The organism is Candidatus Caldatribacterium sp. SIUC1, assembly GCF_051549785.1.
Classification (GTDB): domain Bacteria; phylum Atribacterota; class Atribacteria; order Atribacterales; family Caldatribacteriaceae; genus Caldatribacterium.
In genome coordinates this window covers 978,429-995,867 of sequence record NZ_CP189974.1, presented here as the reverse complement: position 1 = coordinate 995,867, position 17,439 = coordinate 978,429, and the positions used below count along the sequence as shown (strand labels likewise).

The 17,439-nt window shown below is 57.6% G+C and carries 21 protein-coding genes and 1 tRNA gene; 7 read left to right on the top strand and 15 right to left on the bottom strand.

Going from position 1 to position 17,439, the window contains the following annotated elements:
- Positions 1-514 precede the first annotated feature (514 nt).
- A complete protein-coding gene (locus ACP6EK_RS05095; protein ID WP_438313685.1) occupies positions 515-883 on the bottom strand; it encodes an IPT/TIG domain-containing protein in 369 nt (122 codons plus the stop codon).
- Between the two features lie 73 nt (positions 884-956).
- On the bottom strand, positions 957-1,736 hold the full coding sequence (locus ACP6EK_RS05090; protein WP_438313682.1) for a hypothetical protein: 780 nt from the start codon (positions 1,734-1,736) through the stop codon (positions 957-959).
- 643 nt (positions 1,737-2,379) lie between these two features.
- Between ACP6EK_RS05090 and msrA the strand changes: the two genes are divergently transcribed.
- Positions 2,380-3,429, top strand: coding sequence for a peptide-methionine (S)-S-oxide reductase MsrA (gene msrA / locus ACP6EK_RS05085; RefSeq protein WP_438313679.1), 1,050 nt, complete (start codon positions 2,380-2,382; stop codon positions 3,427-3,429).
- 104 nt (positions 3,430-3,533) lie between these two features.
- Positions 3,534-4,202, top strand: coding sequence for an HAD family hydrolase (locus ACP6EK_RS05080; protein WP_438313677.1), 669 nt, complete (start codon positions 3,534-3,536; stop codon positions 4,200-4,202).
- Here the strand turns inward: ACP6EK_RS05080 and ACP6EK_RS05075 are convergent.
- Genes ACP6EK_RS05075 through hisB form a run of 7 tightly spaced genes read right to left on the bottom strand, consistent with a single transcriptional unit; the run spans position 4,153 to position 10,067 of the window.
- Positions 4,153-4,890, bottom strand: a complete 738-nt coding sequence (locus tag ACP6EK_RS05075; protein WP_438313674.1) for a DUF72 domain-containing protein — start codon at positions 4,888-4,890, stop codon at positions 4,153-4,155. The genes ACP6EK_RS05080 and ACP6EK_RS05075 overlap by 50 nt on opposite strands.
- Complete coding sequence (locus ACP6EK_RS05070; protein ID WP_438313672.1) at positions 4,887-6,665, bottom strand: phosphodiester glycosidase family protein; 1,779 nt, start codon at positions 6,663-6,665, stop codon at positions 4,887-4,889. The genes ACP6EK_RS05075 and ACP6EK_RS05070 overlap by 4 nt, the downstream gene beginning before the upstream one ends.
- 12 nt (positions 6,666-6,677) lie before the next feature.
- The gene (gene hisIE, locus ACP6EK_RS05065) at positions 6,678-7,352 is read right to left on the bottom strand and encodes a bifunctional phosphoribosyl-AMP cyclohydrolase/phosphoribosyl-ATP diphosphatase HisIE (RefSeq protein ID WP_438313669.1); all 675 of its coding nucleotides are present in this window, start codon (positions 7,350-7,352) and stop codon (positions 6,678-6,680) included.
- Positions 7,353-8,132, bottom strand: coding sequence for an imidazole glycerol phosphate synthase subunit HisF (gene hisF / locus ACP6EK_RS05060; protein WP_438313666.1), 780 nt, complete (start codon positions 8,130-8,132; stop codon positions 7,353-7,355).
- Positions 8,126-8,854: a 1-(5-phosphoribosyl)-5-[(5-phosphoribosylamino)methylideneamino]imidazole-4-carboxamide isomerase gene (gene hisA / locus ACP6EK_RS05055; protein ID WP_438313663.1), complete on the bottom strand. Its 729-nt coding sequence runs from the start codon at positions 8,852-8,854 to the stop codon at positions 8,126-8,128. Before hisA ends, hisF begins: the two co-directional genes overlap by 7 nt.
- A complete protein-coding gene (gene hisH / locus ACP6EK_RS05050; protein WP_438313658.1) occupies positions 8,832-9,461 on the bottom strand; it encodes an imidazole glycerol phosphate synthase subunit HisH in 630 nt (209 codons plus the stop codon). The genes hisA and hisH overlap by 23 nt, the downstream gene beginning before the upstream one ends.
- A gap of 12 nt (positions 9,462-9,473) precedes the next feature.
- Positions 9,474-10,067, bottom strand: coding sequence for an imidazoleglycerol-phosphate dehydratase HisB (hisB, locus tag ACP6EK_RS05045; protein ID WP_438313655.1), 594 nt, complete (start codon positions 10,065-10,067; stop codon positions 9,474-9,476).
- A 189-nt stretch (positions 10,068-10,256) separates the two neighbouring features.
- On the opposite strand from hisB, the gene ACP6EK_RS05040 reads away from it, so the two are divergent.
- The 5 genes from ACP6EK_RS05040 to rdgB are packed head-to-tail and all read left to right on the top strand — an operon-like array spanning position 10,257 to position 14,406.
- Entirely contained in the window at positions 10,257-10,754 is a 498-nt protein-coding gene (locus ACP6EK_RS05040; protein WP_017872998.1) for a single-stranded DNA-binding protein, read from the top strand.
- Positions 10,720-12,309 carry an N-acetylmuramoyl-L-alanine amidase gene (locus tag ACP6EK_RS05035; RefSeq protein ID WP_438318763.1) on the top strand — a complete coding sequence of 530 codons (1,590 nt, stop codon included), beginning with the start codon at positions 10,720-10,722 and terminating at the stop codon, positions 12,307-12,309. Before ACP6EK_RS05040 ends, ACP6EK_RS05035 begins: the two co-directional genes overlap by 35 nt.
- 6 nt (positions 12,310-12,315) lie before the next feature.
- Positions 12,316-12,930: a GerMN domain-containing protein gene (locus tag ACP6EK_RS05030; RefSeq protein WP_438318760.1), complete on the top strand. Its 615-nt coding sequence runs from the start codon at positions 12,316-12,318 to the stop codon at positions 12,928-12,930.
- 40 nt (positions 12,931-12,970) lie between these two features.
- Positions 12,971-13,699, top strand: a complete 729-nt coding sequence (gene rph / locus ACP6EK_RS05025) for a ribonuclease PH (protein WP_017889941.1) — start codon at positions 12,971-12,973, stop codon at positions 13,697-13,699.
- Positions 13,696-14,406, top strand: coding sequence for an RdgB/HAM1 family non-canonical purine NTP pyrophosphatase (gene rdgB, locus ACP6EK_RS05020; RefSeq protein ID WP_438318756.1), 711 nt, complete (start codon positions 13,696-13,698; stop codon positions 14,404-14,406). Before rph ends, rdgB begins: the two co-directional genes overlap by 4 nt.
- On the opposite strand, the gene ACP6EK_RS05015 is transcribed toward rdgB, so the two are convergent.
- From ACP6EK_RS05015 to ACP6EK_RS04990, 6 genes are all read right to left on the bottom strand, one after another.
- Positions 14,302-14,901, bottom strand: a complete 600-nt coding sequence (locus ACP6EK_RS05015; RefSeq protein ID WP_438318753.1) for a lysine exporter LysO family protein — start codon at positions 14,899-14,901, stop codon at positions 14,302-14,304. The genes rdgB and ACP6EK_RS05015 overlap by 105 nt on opposite strands.
- Entirely contained in the window at positions 14,898-15,173 is a 276-nt protein-coding gene (locus tag ACP6EK_RS05010; protein ID WP_438318750.1) for a LysO family transporter, read from the bottom strand. The genes ACP6EK_RS05015 and ACP6EK_RS05010 overlap by 4 nt, the downstream gene beginning before the upstream one ends.
- A complete protein-coding gene (locus ACP6EK_RS05005; RefSeq protein WP_438318747.1) occupies positions 15,170-16,084 on the bottom strand; it encodes a rhomboid family intramembrane serine protease in 915 nt (304 codons plus the stop codon). The genes ACP6EK_RS05010 and ACP6EK_RS05005 overlap by 4 nt, the downstream gene beginning before the upstream one ends.
- Positions 16,084-16,803 (bottom strand): DUF4234 domain-containing protein, encoded by a 720-nt coding sequence (locus tag ACP6EK_RS05000; protein ID WP_438318744.1) that lies wholly within the window; start codon positions 16,801-16,803, stop codon positions 16,084-16,086. The genes ACP6EK_RS05005 and ACP6EK_RS05000 overlap by 1 nt, the downstream gene beginning before the upstream one ends.
- A 70-nt stretch (positions 16,804-16,873) precedes the next feature.
- A complete protein-coding gene (locus ACP6EK_RS04995; RefSeq protein WP_438318741.1) occupies positions 16,874-17,290 on the bottom strand; it encodes a secondary thiamine-phosphate synthase enzyme YjbQ in 417 nt (138 codons plus the stop codon).
- A gap of 19 nt (positions 17,291-17,309) precedes the next feature.
- A tRNA-Ser gene (locus ACP6EK_RS04990) sits at positions 17,310-17,403 on the bottom strand.
- Between the last annotated feature and the right edge of the window lie 36 nt (positions 17,404-17,439).

Below are 17,439 nucleotides of genomic sequence, written 5' to 3'. Positions count from 1 at the left end.
TGAACGTGACGCAAAATAGAGTACCCTACCGCCAGGGAAGCAAAGACGCAACAGTATTGACTGTGCTCCGAAAGTTCTTCAGAGAGCTGAGGACCGTCCCAAGTTCCGGAACCTCCTTCGCTGCACCCATCAAGGCACGGCATCCAAGTGTCCTTGTGCTGGGTGGTGAAAGGAACGGGGAGAATGACTTTCCGGCCAGAGAAACCACACCAAGGGAGAGAACCACAACCAGAGAAAGTGTGAAACACCGCACAGTGCATCCACCTCCAGCTTTCCCCTCAGCCCTGCTCATCTAGACGCCTTGATGACCTTCTCACCCCAGGGAGCCCGGGACGGCGATCCAAGAGGCGAAACAGCCCGAAGTGAAGACGAAGGAGAAACACGTATCGGTCGACCCTGATGAGAGGTACCGCAGCCTGAGATCACAACCTGGACGGCGAGGTCCACTCTCAAAAGGCCGGGCACAACCGTCCCGGGCCAATAGCGACACGCCTGTAGCCAGGACATGCACCGCTTAGAAGGAGAACTGCCACCCTATTACCGCGCAAGGAACGGTGAACCTGACGCCGTTACTGGAGACTCCGTTTACGGTGACCACGATATCCCCGGTGGTGGTCGCAGGAACAAGGACGGTGACCTGGGTACTGGACCACGAAAGGACCTCGGCAGGGACACCGTTGAAGGTCACCATACTCCCTCCCTGAGCATCGGCAAAGCCGGTCCCCTTGATGACCACCGTCTCGCCCGGTGCACCACAGGTAGGATGCACTTCGGTGATGGACGGTGGCGCAGGCGAGGGTGAGGAAAGCGGGGCACCGCCGTTTCCGCAACCAGAAAGAGCGAAAAGCACCAAAGCCACGATCAAAAACCACATGCTCCTCATGGCATACTCCCCCTCCAAGGGACAAAAAGACCCCGGCTCAGAGCCTTTTGCCCTGAGCCGGGGTAGCACTGGGCTATGGAGTGACCACTCCAGTCGCCACGTTCAAGGCAGCGTTGAACGGATTGCCGGCCTTGTCAGTCACCCCCATGAGCGGGACGTAGGCGAAGAACACCTGAATCTGGTCACCGACGATCAGGCGGTCGGTTATCCAGTTCCCGGTGAGGGTAACGCTCTTCCGGTCTGCACTGAGGGCCACCTGGGTGACATTGAAAACGCTCCCTCCTGGGCAGATGAGGCAGGTAACACTCCAGACCGCGGGCAACGCAAAAACATTCATATCCCCAACCACAATCTCCTCATTGAAGTACACCACAATGGTCGGGGCATTGCCCAAAGGAGCATCGGCCTTTGCCGAGAGCGAATGGAGGTAGGGCCCGGTCCCATCGACGACGATGGTGAATGTAGTCCTGCCGCTCTCCGGCAAACTCCCCTGGGTAGCGGTGAACGAGATCTCATAGATCCCCTCGGTGACCCCAGAATTCCATCTCCAGAGGAACTCCCCACTTGGCAAAGCCGAGGTTTGGTCGATTACGGTACCGTTGAGGTAGACCTTGACCACCGCACTGCTTGGAGCGATGCCCTGGAAGTAAACGTCCTGGGAGAAACGAACCGGATCCCCGCTCTGGAGGACCCTCCCGGTGTCTGGCGACCCCTCGCGCACGATGGTGATACCTGGAGCGGCTGTTCCTGGTGTCGGCGACGCTGGAGAGGGCCCTGGCGTCCCCCCACAGCCCGCAAGAACCACACAGAGAAAAACAGGAAACACGATGAAAAGGAGCCATTCGCGACGCATGCTTTCCCCTCCTTTGCAGGTGATGCACTCATTATACTCCCCTGGAAAGCAAAAATCAAAAAACCCGACCCTACACCTGGCCCAGAAAGTGCTGCAATCTTCCCCGAAAGGAGGGAGAGGAAGAGCATGCGAAAGAGGACCACCCCGGTACTCTGCATCGTTACCATGCTCTTTGCTACCTTCGTGCGGACCCCAGAACCCACAACCCGAAGCCCTACCAGAAGCGTCCCCTGAGGCATCTCCTATAGCGTCCCCCGGAGCATCACCAGGAGTCTCACCGGCACCGCAGGAGCTTGTTGGACTGCTGCTATAGCCAGAAGGAAACCAAAGCCCTGGAGCCTGCCTGGGCTCGGGCCCAAACAGCAGATCCAGAAAGAAGTAGAGCGATCCCTGTACCGGTGAGAAGTTCGGGAGCATTCCCGGTCGGGCGACCCGGTGTACGCTCACAGGGCGCTAACTCGAGACTTCTCTGTCCTCCACAGGATGTTTCCTGTTCATGGAAGAACTTCCCCCTACTCCTGCAAGCGGTGGGTGACCTCAAGCGACACCTGGACAAACGCGAGCCCACCCGAAAAGGGGAAAGACAGGTTGCGGCGAGGAAGGAATAAAAAGAAGACAAAACCTCTTTCAGGGGGAAGAGGTGATGGAGATGGGCAACATCCTTTTTGTCGCCATAACCCTGGCCCTCTTGCTCTTCAGGGTCCAGGCCGCTTTCGCCCAGGAAAACCTTGAAAAGGCCACCTTCGCCGGTGGGTGCTTCTGGTGCATGGAGAGTGTTTTCGAGAACATCCCCGGGGTGGTTGAGGTCGTCGCCGGGTACACCGGGGGACACACCGAAAACCCCACGTATGAGGAAGTGTGTTCTGGAACAACCGGCCACTTCGAAGCCGTCCAGGTAACCTACGATCCGGAAAAGGTCGCCTATGAGGAGCTCCTTGAGGTCTTCTGGAAGAACATCGACCCTACCGATCCGGGAGGGCAGTTCGTCGACCGAGGTCCCCAGTACCGCACCGCCATTTTCTTCCACAGCGAAGCCCAGCGCATCGCAGCAGAACAATCGAAGCGGGCTCTGGAGCAATCGGGGAAGTTTGGAAAACCCATTGTCACTGAAATCCTCCCTGCCTCTACCTTCTACCGGGCCGAGGAGTACCACCAGGACTACTACAAGAAGTGTCCGCTGCGGTATGAGCTCTACCGTTCCCACTCCGGCCGGGACGAGTTCCGAAAGAGACACTGGCAGAAGCCCTGGGAGAACTTCAAGAAGCCGTCTCCAGAAATCCTGCGCCAGAAGCTCACACCTCTTCAGTTCCAGGTCACCCAGGAAAACGCCACCGAACCACCGTTCCAGAACGAGTACTGGAACAACAAGCGTGAAGGCATTTACGTGGACACCGTCTCTGGAGAGCCCCTCTTCAGTTCCCTGGACAAGTTCGACTCTGGGACCGGATGGCCGAGCTTCACCCGGCCGCTTGAACCGGACAATATCGTCGAGGTGGTGGACCGCAGCCACTTCATGGTGCGCATTGAAGTCCGAAGCCGCCACGCCGATTCCCACCTGGGGCACGTTTTTGACGACGGGCCCCCGCCCACCGGGAAACGCTACTGCATCAACTCCGCTGCCCTGCGGTTCATCCCCAAAGAAGACCTGGAGAAAGAGGGGTACGGCGAGTACCGGAAGCTCTTTGAAGAGTGAGTTCCTTGCCATCCCGGAGGCCCGGCCTCTGGGATGGTCTCCGCCAAATCCCTTGACACCCCTGGTATAATGAGAGGAAGTCGAAAAATCCGGAGCGTGAGACCATGACAAGGGCTGTTATCTTCGACATAGACGGAACCATCACCGATACCAACCCGCTCCTCCTTGAGGCCATACAGAAGGCCTATCAGGAGTTCACGGGAGAAAACAGGCCAAAGGAGGACTTCGTGTTCACCCTGGGTATTCCAAGCCCAGAGACGGTGCGTAAACTCGGTATTCCCGAGAACAAATCTCAGGACTTCGTCAGGCGATGGCAGGACCTCATCAAGGAAGCCATGCCCAAGGTGCGAGTTTTTTCGGGGATGCGGGAGGTCCTGGAAACGCTCAAAGAGGCGGACATCCCTATGGCAATCGTCACGGCCAAAGTGCGCTCAGAGATGAGCTACCAGTTCGACCACCTGGGGCTCAACCATTTCTTCAAGGTCATCATCTGCGCTGAGGATGCTCCCCGCCCCAAACCATATCCGGATCCCCTGCTTTTGGCCTGCGAGAAGCTCTCCGTCACTCCTCAAGAGGCACTCTTTCTTGGAGACAGCGTGTACGATATCACCGCGGCTCGCTTAGCAGGAGTGCCTTTTGCCCTGGCCCTCTGGGGAGCGCTGGAACGTGAACGGGTGCTTGGTATGCACCCGGATTTCGTCCTCTCCTCCCCAAGGGACCTCCTCAAGATTCTCCGGAAGGGTCTCCGGGAAAGAGCGAGAGCATTGCTCTGAGACTTAAGGCGTTCTCAAACATCGGGACGTTATTGAAAAGGCAGAAGGCGTCTTTTGGAGACGCCTTAAGGAGTTTCGCAAGGAAACGAAGGTCCTCGTCGCTATAGCGGTACCGGTAGGACCCCTTACCGTGCAGGCGGAAGTACACAATCTCCCCCCACTGGGGAGAATCCTTAAAGGGGTCCACAACGTGGACGAGGTCGAGCTCCTGGCAGAGGGCGCGGATGTCCTCTTCTCGCCATTCCCCTCGGGGTTCCCAGGCAAGGAGCACCCCCTTTCGGGGGAAACGCTCAAAGAACCGGACCAGGTTTTGCCGGTGTTCCAAGGTTGGGGTGAACGAAGGAGGACACTGGAAGACGATCGCCTTCGCCTGCAGGGCCATTGCCTCCTCAAAGGTGGAACGAGCACACAATGCCACTTCTTCAGTGTCTTGAAAGAACCCCAGGTTTTCGAGACGAAAATCTGAAGGAAGCCGGGTACGCCGGTACGTAGGGGAAGAGGCCGGATGAGTAATGCCCTGAAAAGCCTTCATGGTGAACGCGAAAGATGGCGGAGCTTCTTCTCGAAGGCGGACAAGGCTTTCCAGAGGAACGAAGGTATAAAAGGTCTTCTGGACCTCCACCACATCGAGGCAACGGAAGAGTTCAGCCCGTTTCCTCGGGAAACCACAGACACCAACACGAATCATGGACAGAGCAGAATGGCCGACGCAACCTTGCGTTCTCCCAGAAGGTCTGAGGGAAGGTTGAGGATTTTCCCCTCAAGGTAGAAGGTCGTCGACCCTCCACCGTCGAGGTTCAGAGCAGATCTCATTCGGTACGTCTTCAGTTCTGCAACGAGTTCCTCAATCGTCATCCCCACACTGTGCCCCGGTCGCCTCCCATCGACGGTGAGAAAGAGTACACGCCCATCCTCGAGGTTCCCCACCACCGTGCGAGGGTGCCGTTTGGCCACAATATCAGGATTGAAGTCCCCAAAAGGCCCAGGTTGCCCCTCAAAGAAAAGGAGCGGGCCTCCGCTCACAGCGTACCGGACTTTCCGCCACTCCTCAAGCTGTTCTGGCGAGGAAAACAAGACCATCCGCACTCGCACACGGTCGCCGGGTCGAAAGGTCTCGCGGAGGCTCTGCGCTCCCTGACCCCGGCCAAGGAGGATGAAACCATCCCGGGGGATAAGGGTTTTTCCCTTCCCATCAAGGCGGACTTCCTGCACTACACCACCCCGAACGATGACCTCAACTCCCCCCTGGGGAGGAGTCTCGTTACCGAAGAAGAAATCGTAGAAGGTCACCTCGTTCCCGTTGTTCAGGCGGTTGATGCCCTGAACCACCACCTCGCCCCTTTCCCCAATGGCCCTGCACTCAAGACGGGTTTCCCCGATCACGAGGTGATTCTCCGTGGTGAACCCTGCCGAGTACCACCCCTTCTGGGGTTCAGAGAGCACACGTCCATCGATCATGAGCAGCCCTATGGGGTCACCGTTTTCAGCAAAGAAACTCGCATTCATGGCAAAGAGCGCCCCATGGCGCCGGGCAATGTCGCTCGTTTTTTCCCGGTCCATCACCTGGTCCTTTGCCAGGGCAACTCTGAGACGGAATGGCGCATCAAGCGGATCAAAAATGAGGGCCAGGGTAAAGAAGGGTCCGGGAGGAAGGGCTTCCTCGCTCTTTCCGGTTCCCCCTAAAGCCACAGGATACGAGGGAAAACCCTGCTTCTCCAGGCGAGCTCGAAAAGCGGCAAGCTCCTCCTTTTTGTACGGCCCAACCCGAACCTTGAAAAGCCCCCCTTCCTCGATGACACTCGCGGAATACCCGAGTTCCTTGAGCCACCCGGCCACCCTCTGAGCCCGCTCTTTCTCCCCATAAGCCCCAACCTGCAGGAGAAACATCTCGCCGGAAACCCCTAAAGAGGAGCCCGCCGTTTGCCCGGCGGTCTGTCGGGCGAGCGGAGAAAATCCCCATTTCTTCACCACAAGTTCAAGGTTAGGATGGATGCTTTTGCGGCGCTCAAAGCGGATATCCCCCCGGGCGTATTTCTTCAGGGTTTCCTTCATGATGGTGAATTCCTGAGCACTCAGGACCCTTCTTGGGAAGACATTACCGGAGATATCCCCCCGGATGAGGGGGGGTTCTAAAGATGCTGCCAGGAAAAGCCAACGCCGGTCTTCATCACCGAGATCCCCAATGTCCTGAAAGATGACATTCCGGGTATCCACAAAAGACAGAAGGTCATCGTAGGAGAGCGCCTGGAGGATGGCCTTCACCGCTTCAAGGCGTGCAACCGGATCAGCCGGCTTTTTCCCTGAAGGAAGGGAGAGCGAAGTCCCAAGGATACCATTCAGGGACTTCAGGAAATCCCCCCAGGTGACCGGAGTGAGCTGGGCAAAAGCCACAGAGGCCAGAAGCCCCAGAACCAGGAAAACGACAAGGAGCCCTAAAGGGGGTTTCCAGGCTTTCCTTTGCAAAGGAGCATCACCTCAGGATGTGGTCGTTTGAGCCTTGATATGCCGATTCCTCAGTTCCTCCATGACCTCGGCATACGTCAGCCCCTCATGCTTCAGTAAAACAAGCAAGTGGTACAGGAGATCGGCCACCTCATACCGGAGGCGGTCCCTGCGGGTTTCTTCCCCCTCAAAAGCAGCAAGGAGGACCTCGGTGGCTTCTTCGGCAACTTTCCGGAGAATTTTCTCCTTCCCCTCGGCGAGGAGTCTTGCCGTGTACGAAGAGGGAGAGGGGCGATCTGCCCGCTCCTCAATGACCGAGAACAGATCCCCAAGGAAGGCAAGAAGCGGCGAGGCAGGGCAGGATGCCCGGGGTTCGGAAATCTCTGTATCCTCAACCATCCGGTGGAAGCACGAGAAAAACCCCGTGTGGCAGGCCACGCCTTCCTGCCGCACCTGGACGAGGAGGCAATCCCGGTCACAGTCCACATAGACCTTCTCAACATGCTGCACGTGGCCACTCGTTTCTCCCTTGTGCCAGAGGGCTTTCCGGCTCCGGCTGTAGAACCAGGTGGTCCGTGTCTCCAAGGTCTTCCGAAGGGCCTCCTCGTTCATGTAGGCCACCATGAGGACCTTCCCCGTAACCACATCCTGGACCACCGCAGGGATAAGGCCGTGTTCGTCGAAGCGGAGTCCTTCAAAGACGCCCATTCAATCCTCCATCCTCACCGGGATACCGCGTTTCCGCAGGAAAGCCTTGGCCTCAGGAATGGTGTAATGACGGTAGTGGAAAATTGAGGCCACGAGCGCCGCGTCGGCCTTTCCTTCTTGGAGCACCGCAGCGAGATGCTCAAGCTTTCCCGCTCCTCCCGACGCAATAACGGGAATCTTTACTTTCTCGGCAATTTTCCGTGTGAGACTGATATCGTACCCCGATTGCGTCCCGTCGGTGTCCATACTGGTCAAGAGGATTTCCCCTGCGCCCAGCCGCTCTACTTGCTGCGCCCAGGCAATGGCATCTTTTCCCGTAGGGGTTCTCCCTCCGTTGATGAAGACCTCCCAGTAGCTCCGAGAAGTAATCCGGTCCCAGGTCCGCTTCACGTCAATCGCCACCACCACACACTGGCTCCCGAAACGCTCGGCAAGCTCGGTGACGAGATTGGGGTTTAAGACCGCCTGGGTGTTGATGGAAACCTTGTCCGCCCCTGCTTTCAGGAGCTTGCTCACGTGTTCGACGCTTCCGATACCTCCCCCCACGGTGAAAGGAATAGTGAGCACCTCGGCGACCTTTTCCGCCACGTGAATCATGATCTCACGTTGTTCATAGGACGCCGTGATGTCGAGGAAAACCAGCTCATCCGCTCCCTCTTCCTCATAGCGCTTGGCGAGCTCCACCGGATCGCCTACATCCCTGAGGTTCTCAAAGTGGACTCCCTTGACCACCCGACCCTCTTTCACGTCAAGACAGGGAATAATCCGCTTGGCTAACATTGCCTTCCTCCTACACGCTCAAGGATTTCCCGGAAACTCACTCGACCTGTATAGAGTACCTTCCCCAGAATAACCCCAGAAACTCCGGGGATGGTCTGAAGAAGGACAATGTCCTCTATCCCCCGCACACCTCCAGCAACAATCACTGACACCCCGCTGTCCTCGATGAACCTCCGGATATTCTCGCCGTCCACGCCCTCAAGCGTTCCATCCCGGGTCACATCGGTCAGAATGAAACGGGTGACGCCTCTTTTTCGGAGTTCCCGGGCAAGATCCGAAGCCCGCAAAGATGTCTCCTCCGTCCATCCCGAAACCGCGAGTACGCCATCCCGCACGTCCAGGCTCACGGTAAGACGCTCGCCCCCCACCTTGAGCATCTCCGCAAATGCCTCCGGGTCCTTCACCACGACACTCCCCACTACGAGGAAGGCCACCCCAAGGTCGAGATAGCGGCGGAAGACCTCAAGGGTCCTGATCCCTCCGCCCACCTGAACCGGAATACGCACGCTCCTCACGATACCCGCCACACTCGAGAGGTTCCGGGGCTCCCCGGCCCTTGCTCCCTCAAGGTCCACCACATGGAGCATAGGCGCTCCCTCTGCTTCAAGCTGCTTCGCCACACTGAGGGGGTCATCGTGGTAGACCTCGAGGCGCTGGTAGTCTCCTTGGGTGAGACGCACTACCCGCCCGGCGAAGAGGTCAATTGCCGGAATAAGAAGCATTGCTATCGATGCTCCTCACCCAGTTCTCAAGGAACTTCATACCCCAGGTGGCGCTCTTTTCGGGATGGAACTGCACACCCCAGAGGTTACCGACGTTCACCACCACCGGGATGGTCACGTTGTAGTTGCAGATGCCCACCACACAGGACTCATCTTCAGGAAGGACGTAGAACGAGTGGGCGAAATAGAAAAAGCGCCCCTGGGGGATGTTCTCGGTGAGCGGCGCCTGCCGCTTGAAGTAAATCCGATTCCAGCCCATGTGGGGCACCTTCGTGGTCGGGGGGAGCTTTCGCACCTCTCCAGGGATCAGGGCAAGGCCTTTCTTTTTGGGGGCCTCCTGACTCCGTTCAAAGAGGAGCTGCAACCCAAGACAGATGCCGAGAATAGGTTTCCCGTCATCGAACATCCGGCGAAGAACAGGCACAATCTGGCTCTTCTCCATATTCTCCATGGCTTCCCCAAAAGACCCCACACCGGGAAGAATAACGGCTTCTGCGGCTCCAAGGCGCTCGGGGTCGTTGGTGACCTCAACGGTTTTCCCCAGACGCTCCAGGGCCTTGGCGATACTGCGGAGGTTGCCAATCCCATAATCCACAATGGCGATCATAACCACCCTCTCCTACAGAATTCCTTTGGTCGACGGAAGGACGTCCCCCCGGACCTGCACTGCCTCGTGCAGCGCCCGGCCAGTAGCCTTAAAGAGCGCTTCAAAAGCATGATGCGCATTCTTCCCCCACCATATTTTAGCATGGAGAGTGAAACGCGCAAAGGAGGTGAAGGCCCGGAGGAACTCCTCAAGGAGGACGACCTCAAAATCCCCCACTTTCGGCCCCAGAGATGCGGGAACATCGTAGACGAGGTAGGGACGCCCGCTGAGGTCCACCACAGCCATCCCCAGAGCCTCGTCCATGGGGATGAAAGCCGAACCGAAGCGCTGAAGACCTTTTTTATCTGCAAGGCACTGGTACAGAGCCTCCCCAAGGACTATCCCCACGTCCTCCACAATATGGTGGTTGTCGACGCGTTCCTGGTCTCCCTTGGCCCGAAGAACGAAATCCCACCCTGCGTGGAACGCTAAAGCCTCAAGGAGATGCGGGAAGAACGGGACATTGAGCACAATGTCAATCTGTCGCGCACCATCGATGTTCACGAAGACCTCAACCTCGGTCTCCTTTGTCGTCCGCCGGAGTTGTGCCTCGCGAGCCAGCTCCATCACCCCTTCCCTAATTCTACAAAAAGCTCTTCTATCCGTCGAGGGGAAGACGGAAACGTTCCCCTACCCTTGAGAAAGTCCGAAAAACGGCTACCCAAACACCGAGGGGAAATTTCGGAGAGAGTCTTTCCCCCTCCCCCCTCCCTGTGCTAAACTCAAAAAGGAGAACATGAATGGGGGTATCGATGCATGGCCAGAGATATTAACTATTTTTTTGGCATCGGAAACCTCACCAAGGACCCCGAACTCCGGTACACCCCTCAGGGGACACCAGTCTGCCGCTTCCGGATGGCCATGAATCGGCGGTACCAGGGGAAGAGCGGCCCGGTTGAAGAGGTCACCTACATCACGGTCGCTGCCTGGTCCAAACTCGCTGAGCTCTGTGCCCGTTACCTCCATAAGGGGAGCAGGGTTGCGGTTGTGGGCGCCCTCCGTTCCAGCTCCTGGGAAGACCGAAACGGTGGGAAACGCACTTCCTACGAAATCCGGGCTGAAAACATCCAGTTCCTCAGTGCTCCCCGGGGTGCAGCTTCAAGCGACCAGGACATCATCGACTTCTCACAGGACATCGATGTGGAGCGTTTTGGGACCTTTTCTGATGAAGAGAGCGGAGAACCCCTGGGGGACCTTGAAGACATCCCGCTTGAGGGCAATGAAGAAACTGCTGACGATATCCCTCCTTTTTAGTGCTCTGGTCCTTTGTGCCTTTGGAGCTCTGGGCGAAGCTCAGGTGGTCATCACCGTTAACGGGGAGCGTATCCAGAGCGGAGCCCGGGTTGCCTCCCGGGACGGTACACTGTACGTCGCCGTTGAGGACCTCTTCCGGGACATCGGGGGGATTGCCTACTACTCCCCCATCATGAACAAGGCAAACCTGAAATTCGGCAAAATCTCCTGGGTGCTCTCTCTGGACAAGGGCGTTGCGATTGCCGACGGTCGGGAGGTTCCCTTAGAGGGGAAAGTCTTTGTGGAGAACAACAAGCTCTACCTCTCCCTCCCTCTTCTTGCCGAGCTTTTTGGCTTTCGCATCTCTACAAGAACGCAGGAGACCCCTACCCCGGAGGTCCCTCAGCCTACCCCATCTCCCAGGGTTGGGGCGCTGATTCTTTCGGGCGTTCGCTTTTCCTCGTACAACGAGGAAATGCGCACCCGGATCACCTTTGACTTCCAGGGTGGTGTTCCTTCCTTTACCTCCCAGATTGACCGGGAGAGGAACACCATGACCATTCTCTTTCGCAACTGTAGTCTCGGGAACGTCACCTCTCCCGTTGCCGTCAACGACCCAAGGGTGGGGACCATAACGCTTGAGGAGAGGAACGGGCAGGTCGAGGCGAACATCGCCTTCCGGGGGACCATTCAGGTTCGGGAGGGAAAGCTCGATGGGGAAAACCCCCGGGCGTACTTTGACCTGATGAGCCTTGTGGAGGTCACCGAGGAGGTTCCTCCCTCTCCCGTAGCATCCCCTTCTCCGAGGCCTTCCCCTTCACCACGTCCATCCCCCACACCTGGGCTCTCCCCTACACCCAGTCCCTCCTTTGAGGTCATCAACCGTAACGTCGTGGTGCTCGACCCGGGACACGGGGGGAACGATCCGGGATGTGTCCACAACGGGTACCAGGAGAAAACCATTGTCCTTGAAATCGCCAAAAGAGTGCGGGATATCCTCAGGGCCCGGGGGTATGAAGTGTACATGACCCGGGAGGACGATACCTATCCCACACTCGATGACCGGTACCGCCTGGCCAACAGCAAAAACCCTTTCGTCTTCGTGAGCATTCACTGCAACGCCTCACCAAACCCAAAAGCAAGCGGTGTCGAGGTCTTTGTGGGGGGAACGAAACCCCGGGGCGAAGGAGCACTCGATGTGGCCCAGCGGGAAAACGCCCCCTTTCTTGTCGAGCAAACAACCTCTTCTGAAAACCTTGAGAAACTCAATTCCATCTATACCTCGGCCTACTACCTGAAGAGTCGTGAGGCAAGCGCCAAACTCGGAGACCTCGTGGTGCAGCGTGTCGCCAGCCAGACCGGCCTTACTGCCCGGGGGGTGAAGGAAGCGCCTCTTGTGGTCCTCGGCCACATGTTCTATCCGGCGTGCCTCGTAGAGGTTGGGTTTTTGAGTAATCCCAGTGAAGCGAAAAAGCTTGCCTTGTCTTCCTTCCAGGACCGTATCGCCCGGGGGATTGCCGATGCCATAGAGGCCTTTGCGAAAAGTCCCGAGCTTGCCAAGCTCCTTGGAGGATAGAAAACCATGGAGGAGTGGAAATACAGGACAAAGAAAAAGAGACGGAAAAAGCGGACGTTCCCCTGGCAAGCGCTTCTCTACATCCTGCTTGGGGTGCTCCTCTTTTTCGGTGTGGTGTACGGCAGTGAGGTGCTTTTGCGCCTCTTCCGCCAGCCTCCCTCCGAAACCCCCCGTCCCACCGGGGTTCTCCTTCCTCGCGTAGGAGAGATGGAGGTCGTGGTGTACTTTGCCAACGCCGATTTCACTGCTTTAGTGGGGGAGAAGAGACGGATTGTGAGGGATGAACGGTGGATGGAACGGGTGATCGGGGAACTCCTGAAGGGTCCGGAGAACAAAGACCTCTTCAATGCTCTGCCCCCTGGAACCCGCCTCAATGCCGTCTTCGTGGAAGGGAAGACAGCTTACGTTGACCTCAGCGCCGAGATGGCGAAAAACCAGTCAGGGGGAACGTCGCAGGAATTCCTGAGTGTGTACGCTATTGTGGACACCCTGACCGCCTTTCCCGAAATCGAAGCGGTGAAGATCCTCATTGACGGGAAAGAAACCAAAACCCTCTGCGGTCACATTGACATTTCCGCGCCTTTAAGAAGGGACGAGCGCATCATTGCAAAAATTCAGTAGTTTTCAGGAGCTTGGACAGTACCTAAAAGGGAGGACATCCATGCGGAGCGATGGGCGGCGACCAGATGAACTCCGGCCAATCAGCGTCGTGCGGAACTACCTGAAGTACGCCGAAGGGTCTGTGTTCATCGAAGCCGGAAATAACCGTATTGTGTGCGCCATATCCATCGAAGACCGGGTACCCCAGTTCCTCCGCAATACGGGCCAGGGCTGGATCACTGCCGAGTACGCCATGCTCCCCCGTGCCACCACAACCCGGAACATCCGGGACGCCGTGAAAGGGCAAATCGGCGGGCGGACCCACGAGATCCAGCGCCTCATCGGCAGGGCACTGCGCTCGGTGGTGAACCTCGAAAAGCTTGGAGAGCGGACCATCCTTGTGGATTGCGACGTCATTCAGGCCGATGGAGGAACGCGGACGCTGGCCACAACCGGCGCCTTCATGGCCCTGGTGGATGCCCTGTGGAACCTCCTTGATCAGGGAATGCTTGCAGAACGGGGTATCGTGCGGGATTACCTCGCCGCGGTGAGCGTGGGCATCGTGAACGGCGAAATGCTCCTTGACCTCAACTTCGAGGAAGACTCTGTGGCTCAGGTGGATATGAACGTGGTGATGACCGGAAGCGGAAAACTCGTGGAAGTCCAGGGAACAGCCGAAAAGGAGCCTTTCTCCCGGGAGACTCTGAACGCCCTCCTCGACCTTGCCCAGAGGGGTATCCAGGAAATCCTGAACCTCGAGCGAAAACTCCTTGAGCGGGGTCTTCCATGAGACCCACGGTGTACGTCGTCACGAAAAACGCAGGGAAACTCGTCGAGATACAGGACATCCTCAGGCCTTTTGGCGTCGAAGCAAAGAGCATCTACGACGTTGCCGATATCGGTGACGTTGCAGAAACCGGGGAAACGTACCTCGCGAACGCCCTCCTCAAAGCCCGGGCAGGGTTTGAAAAAACGGGGCTTCTCTCGGTTGGAGAAGATTCAGGGCTTGAAGTCGATGCTTTGGGAGGGCTTCCCGGGGTGCATTCTGCCCGCTTTGGAGGACCCGGGCTTTCCCAGCGTGAGCGCATCGAGCTTCTTTTGCAGAAGCTCCAGGGCGTTCCCCGCGCGCAGCGCACCGCCCGTTTCGTGTGCGTCGTTGCCCTGGTGTGGCCAGGGGGAGAAAAGGTCTTTGAGGGCACCTGTGAGGGCTTCATCGCCGAAGAATCTCGGGGAGACCAGGGATTCGGGTACGACCCGGTTTTCGTCTTCCCACCCTTTGGGAAGACCTTTGCCGAACTCGGCCCGGAGGTCAAAAACCGTGTGAGTCATCGGGCCCAGGCCTTCAGGAAGCTCGCACAGTTCCTCCGGGAAGAGGCGTTCCAGACCCAGACTTCACAGGAACCGGAAAAAGAGCGTAACCCAGAAAGGAACGCAGAGGGAGTGCAGTACCCCACTCACCACCCCAAGGGGGACGAGTTTCCCCCCGCTGACCCGTGAGAGCACCCCAAGGGTTGTATCCATGCTCGTTGCACCACCCAGGGCCACCGCCGCCCAACCTCCGAAGACCCGATACACCCACTCGAGGTTCACAAGGGTGAGGATTTCCCGGAAGACGTTAGTGGCAAAGGCAAAAAGCCCCAGAGAGGGATTCCCCAGGCGAGCCAGAAGGACCCCCGAAAGAGAATACCAGCCAAACCCCGAGGCCACGGCGAGGCACTCCTTGAGGGTCATCGGAGAACAGAGCGCAACGAATGTCGCTCCAAGGAGACTTCCGGCCATGGCTGCAAGCGGCAGGAAGAATACTCGAAAGCCCATCGACCGAATCTCCTCGAAGGCTTTGCTCTCCCACGCAAGCTCCATCCCCACGCCGAAAACGAGCACATAGAGGGAGATGTCAATCCATCGCTCTAAGAAGCCCCCAAAGGCGGAGGGGAAAAGGCCGGAAAGACCGAACAGTATTCCCGCACCCAGACTGAGCACAATGCCAATCACGGCCGCTTCCTCCTCATCATTCGTTCCGCAAGGCCTGCAACAACCACCGATCCAGCTCCTGTAGCGAAAGCCAGAGATAGCGCCAAAAGACCGAAGGAGGCCAGCTTCATCCGCAGGAATCCCTCCTGCCCCAGACGAACCCCCATGGCAAAAAGCAGGAACAAAAGCCCCACGGCGCTCAGGGTCTTCCCTACCCCTTTTGCCAGGTCGGACTGCACCAACTTCCCCACAAAGAAACCGAGGGCAAGCACCACAAGGAGAAGCCACATCATTCGGACTCCCGCTCAAAGACAATTCCCTCGTACTTTCTCAGGATATCCCTTCGCCACCGGAGAAACGCCTCCTCAACCTCTTCAAGGCGCTCCCCATTCCCCTCTTCGAGGAACCGCCTGAGAAGCTCCTTGATCTTTCGGGCTTCCCGGTCGGGAGGGTGCAGGGACTCCACAGCATAGCGAGAGGGGACCTTCCCACCCTCAATGGTCACGAGGATATCCCGAACCCGGTTGTGGAAAGCGATCACGCTCTCCAGGGAAACGGCACGTTGCGAAAGACCCGGGAGGAAAAAGGTGGCGACACTCAGGGCCACGAAAACGATACAGGCCCCGTAGAGTACCCGCTCGCCCCACCGCTTCCAGGGAAGCACCGAAAACCCGGGAGCAAGAACCCACCCAAGGCCCATGCCAGCGAGAAGCCCACCCACGTGGGCGGCGTTATCAATCGCCGGAAAGGTGAAGCCAATGAGGAGGTTGATGAAGATGAAGGGGAGAATGCCCATGCCGAGGCGATGCAGCGACGTATTCCGGTACTTGAGCCCTCCGGCAAAGAGAAGTCCCGCCAGACCAAAGATGGCCCCACTCGCTCCTACGCCAATCTGGCGGAAATTCACAAGGTACGAGAGGAAACTCCCCGAAAGCCCGGAGAGCACATAGACCATGAAGAATTTCCGGTACCCGTAAATACCCTCGACGAGCCGCCCAAGCTGGAAGAGGGCATAGGTATTGAAGAAGAGGTGCCAGATGTTCCCGTGGAGGAAAATGCAGATGAGGAGCCTCTGCCACTCGCCTGAGGCAATGAGCGGTCCGTATTTGGCGCCAAGGCGCAAAAGATTAGAAAGAGTAAAGCCACCGCTTGCCACGGTGGCCACAAAGAACACCAGGTTGAAGACGATAACCGGATACAGCATCAGGAAAACCGGCTCAGCGCTTCCTCGACCTCCCGCCGGAGGGTCTCATCAGTAGAGAGGTACCGGTTGATTTCGCTTGAGAGCTTCACGAGAAGGTACAGCCAGTAAATGGTAAAGGTGATGATGCCCAGGATGATGAAAAGAGCAATGCTCCGCCGCGGAACCCGGAAGACCCGTCCGGTAAGGTGGACACCGTATCTGTCCTCAAGGTACTGGTAGAGCCTATCCTTGAGGTCGGAGAGCTTCCCGATGGAACGGAACACAGAAGAGAGGTACACGGCAAGAAAGATGAACGCCAGGATGTTGAAAACGATGGCGTACACCCCGGTGAAGAGCCCAATGACGTAGAACACAAGGTAGACCCAGAACGGCCAGGTCTGCACGATGAACTCCTCACTCCGGTTGGCGAAAAACCCTATCTCCCCCCGGAGAGGGTCCTCCAAGCGGTCCTTGAGGTTCAGGAAAACATCCCGGGTGTTGGTTACATTGGTGTTGATGGCCCGGGACCACTGGTAGAGGACAAGAAACTGAAAGATGGCGCTGAGGATACCGAAGATTGCCACTCCTACCAAAGACCCAGCGGTAGCCCCCGCCTGGAGTTGCACTGCAGAAACCATGGCCGAGATAGAAAACACCACGGCAAGAATCACGAATACCACCGCAAGCACCGCCAGGGGCATGCTCACCCGATTCTCCTCGAGGAATCTCGAAATGGCCACGAGTACTCCCTCCTTCCTCCCTTTTCCGTCATTGTAGCACAGAAGGGCCTTTTTCCAGCACGCCAGGACCCTATTCCCCGAGAATTTTCACCAGCACCCGCTTGGGCCGCTTCCCGTCAAACTCCCCGTAGAACACCTGTTCCCAGGGGCCGAGGTCGAGTTTTCCTTCAGTGATGGCAATGACCACTTCCCGTCCCATGATGGTCCGCTTGAGGTGGGCATCGGCGTTGTCCTCGCCAACATTGTGACGGTACTGCTCATAGGGCTTTTCAGGAGCGAGCTGTTCAAGCCACCGCTCGAAATCCTCGTGCAGTCCTTCTTCGTCGTCGTTCACGAAGACGCTTGCCGTGATGTGCATGGCATTGCACAGCAAAAGCCCTTCCCTGATGCCGCTTTCGCGGACACAGTCTTCAAGGAGGGGGGTAATGTTCACGAAGGCCCGTCGTGTGGGGATGTTGAACCAGAGTTCCTTCCTGTAGCTGCGCATGGTTCCTCCTTCGGAGCTCTGGCGGAGAGGGAGGGATTCGAACCCTCGAGGCGGATTTTGGTCCGCCTAATCGCTTAGCAGGCGATTGCCTTCAGCCACTCGGCCACCTCTCCAGGACAGGGGTAGTATACCATGGAAACCTCATGCCT

What these genes read in the sequence shown, in the direction of transcription:
- ACP6EK_RS05095 (WP_438313685.1), bottom strand. Translation starts at nt 883, where the DNA reads ATGAGGAGCATGTGGTTTTTGATCGTGGCTTTGGTGCTTTTCGCTCTT.
- ACP6EK_RS05090 (WP_438313682.1), bottom strand. Translation starts at nt 1,736, where the DNA reads ATGCGTCGCGAATGGCTCCTTTTCATCGTGTTTCCTGTTTTTCTCTGT.
- msrA (WP_438313679.1), top strand. Translation starts at nt 2,380, where the DNA reads ATGGAGATGGGCAACATCCTTTTTGTCGCCATAACCCTGGCCCTCTTG.
- ACP6EK_RS05080 (WP_438313677.1), top strand. Translation starts at nt 3,534, where the DNA reads ATGACAAGGGCTGTTATCTTCGACATAGACGGAACCATCACCGATACC.
- ACP6EK_RS05075 (WP_438313674.1), bottom strand. Translation starts at nt 4,890, where the DNA reads ATGATTCGTGTTGGTGTCTGTGGTTTCCCGAGGAAACGGGCTGAACTC.
- hisIE (WP_438313669.1), bottom strand. Translation starts at nt 7,352, where the DNA reads ATGGGCGTCTTTGAAGGACTCCGCTTCGACGAACACGGCCTTATCCCT.
- hisF (WP_438313666.1), bottom strand. Translation starts at nt 8,132, where the DNA reads ATGTTAGCCAAGCGGATTATTCCCTGTCTTGACGTGAAAGAGGGTCGG.
- hisA (WP_438313663.1), bottom strand. Translation starts at nt 8,854, where the DNA reads ATGCTTCTTATTCCGGCAATTGACCTCTTCGCCGGGCGGGTAGTGCGT.
- hisH (WP_438313658.1), bottom strand. Translation starts at nt 9,461, where the DNA reads ATGATCGCCATTGTGGATTATGGGATTGGCAACCTCCGCAGTATCGCC.
- hisB (WP_438313655.1), bottom strand. Translation starts at nt 10,067, where the DNA reads ATGGAGCTGGCTCGCGAGGCACAACTCCGGCGGACGACAAAGGAGACC.
- ACP6EK_RS05040 (WP_017872998.1), top strand. Translation starts at nt 10,257, where the DNA reads ATGGCCAGAGATATTAACTATTTTTTTGGCATCGGAAACCTCACCAAG.
- ACP6EK_RS05035 (WP_438318763.1), top strand. Translation starts at nt 10,720, where the DNA reads ATGAAGAAACTGCTGACGATATCCCTCCTTTTTAGTGCTCTGGTCCTT.
- ACP6EK_RS05030 (WP_438318760.1), top strand. Translation starts at nt 12,316, where the DNA reads ATGGAGGAGTGGAAATACAGGACAAAGAAAAAGAGACGGAAAAAGCGG.
- rph (WP_017889941.1), top strand. Translation starts at nt 12,971, where the DNA reads ATGCGGAGCGATGGGCGGCGACCAGATGAACTCCGGCCAATCAGCGTC.
- rdgB (WP_438318756.1), top strand. Translation starts at nt 13,696, where the DNA reads ATGAGACCCACGGTGTACGTCGTCACGAAAAACGCAGGGAAACTCGTC.
- ACP6EK_RS05010 (WP_438318750.1), bottom strand. Translation starts at nt 15,173, where the DNA reads ATGATGTGGCTTCTCCTTGTGGTGCTTGCCCTCGGTTTCTTTGTGGGG.
- ACP6EK_RS05005 (WP_438318747.1), bottom strand. Translation starts at nt 16,084, where the DNA reads ATGCTGTATCCGGTTATCGTCTTCAACCTGGTGTTCTTTGTGGCCACC.
- ACP6EK_RS04995 (WP_438318741.1), bottom strand. Translation starts at nt 17,290, where the DNA reads ATGCGCAGCTACAGGAAGGAACTCTGGTTCAACATCCCCACACGACGG.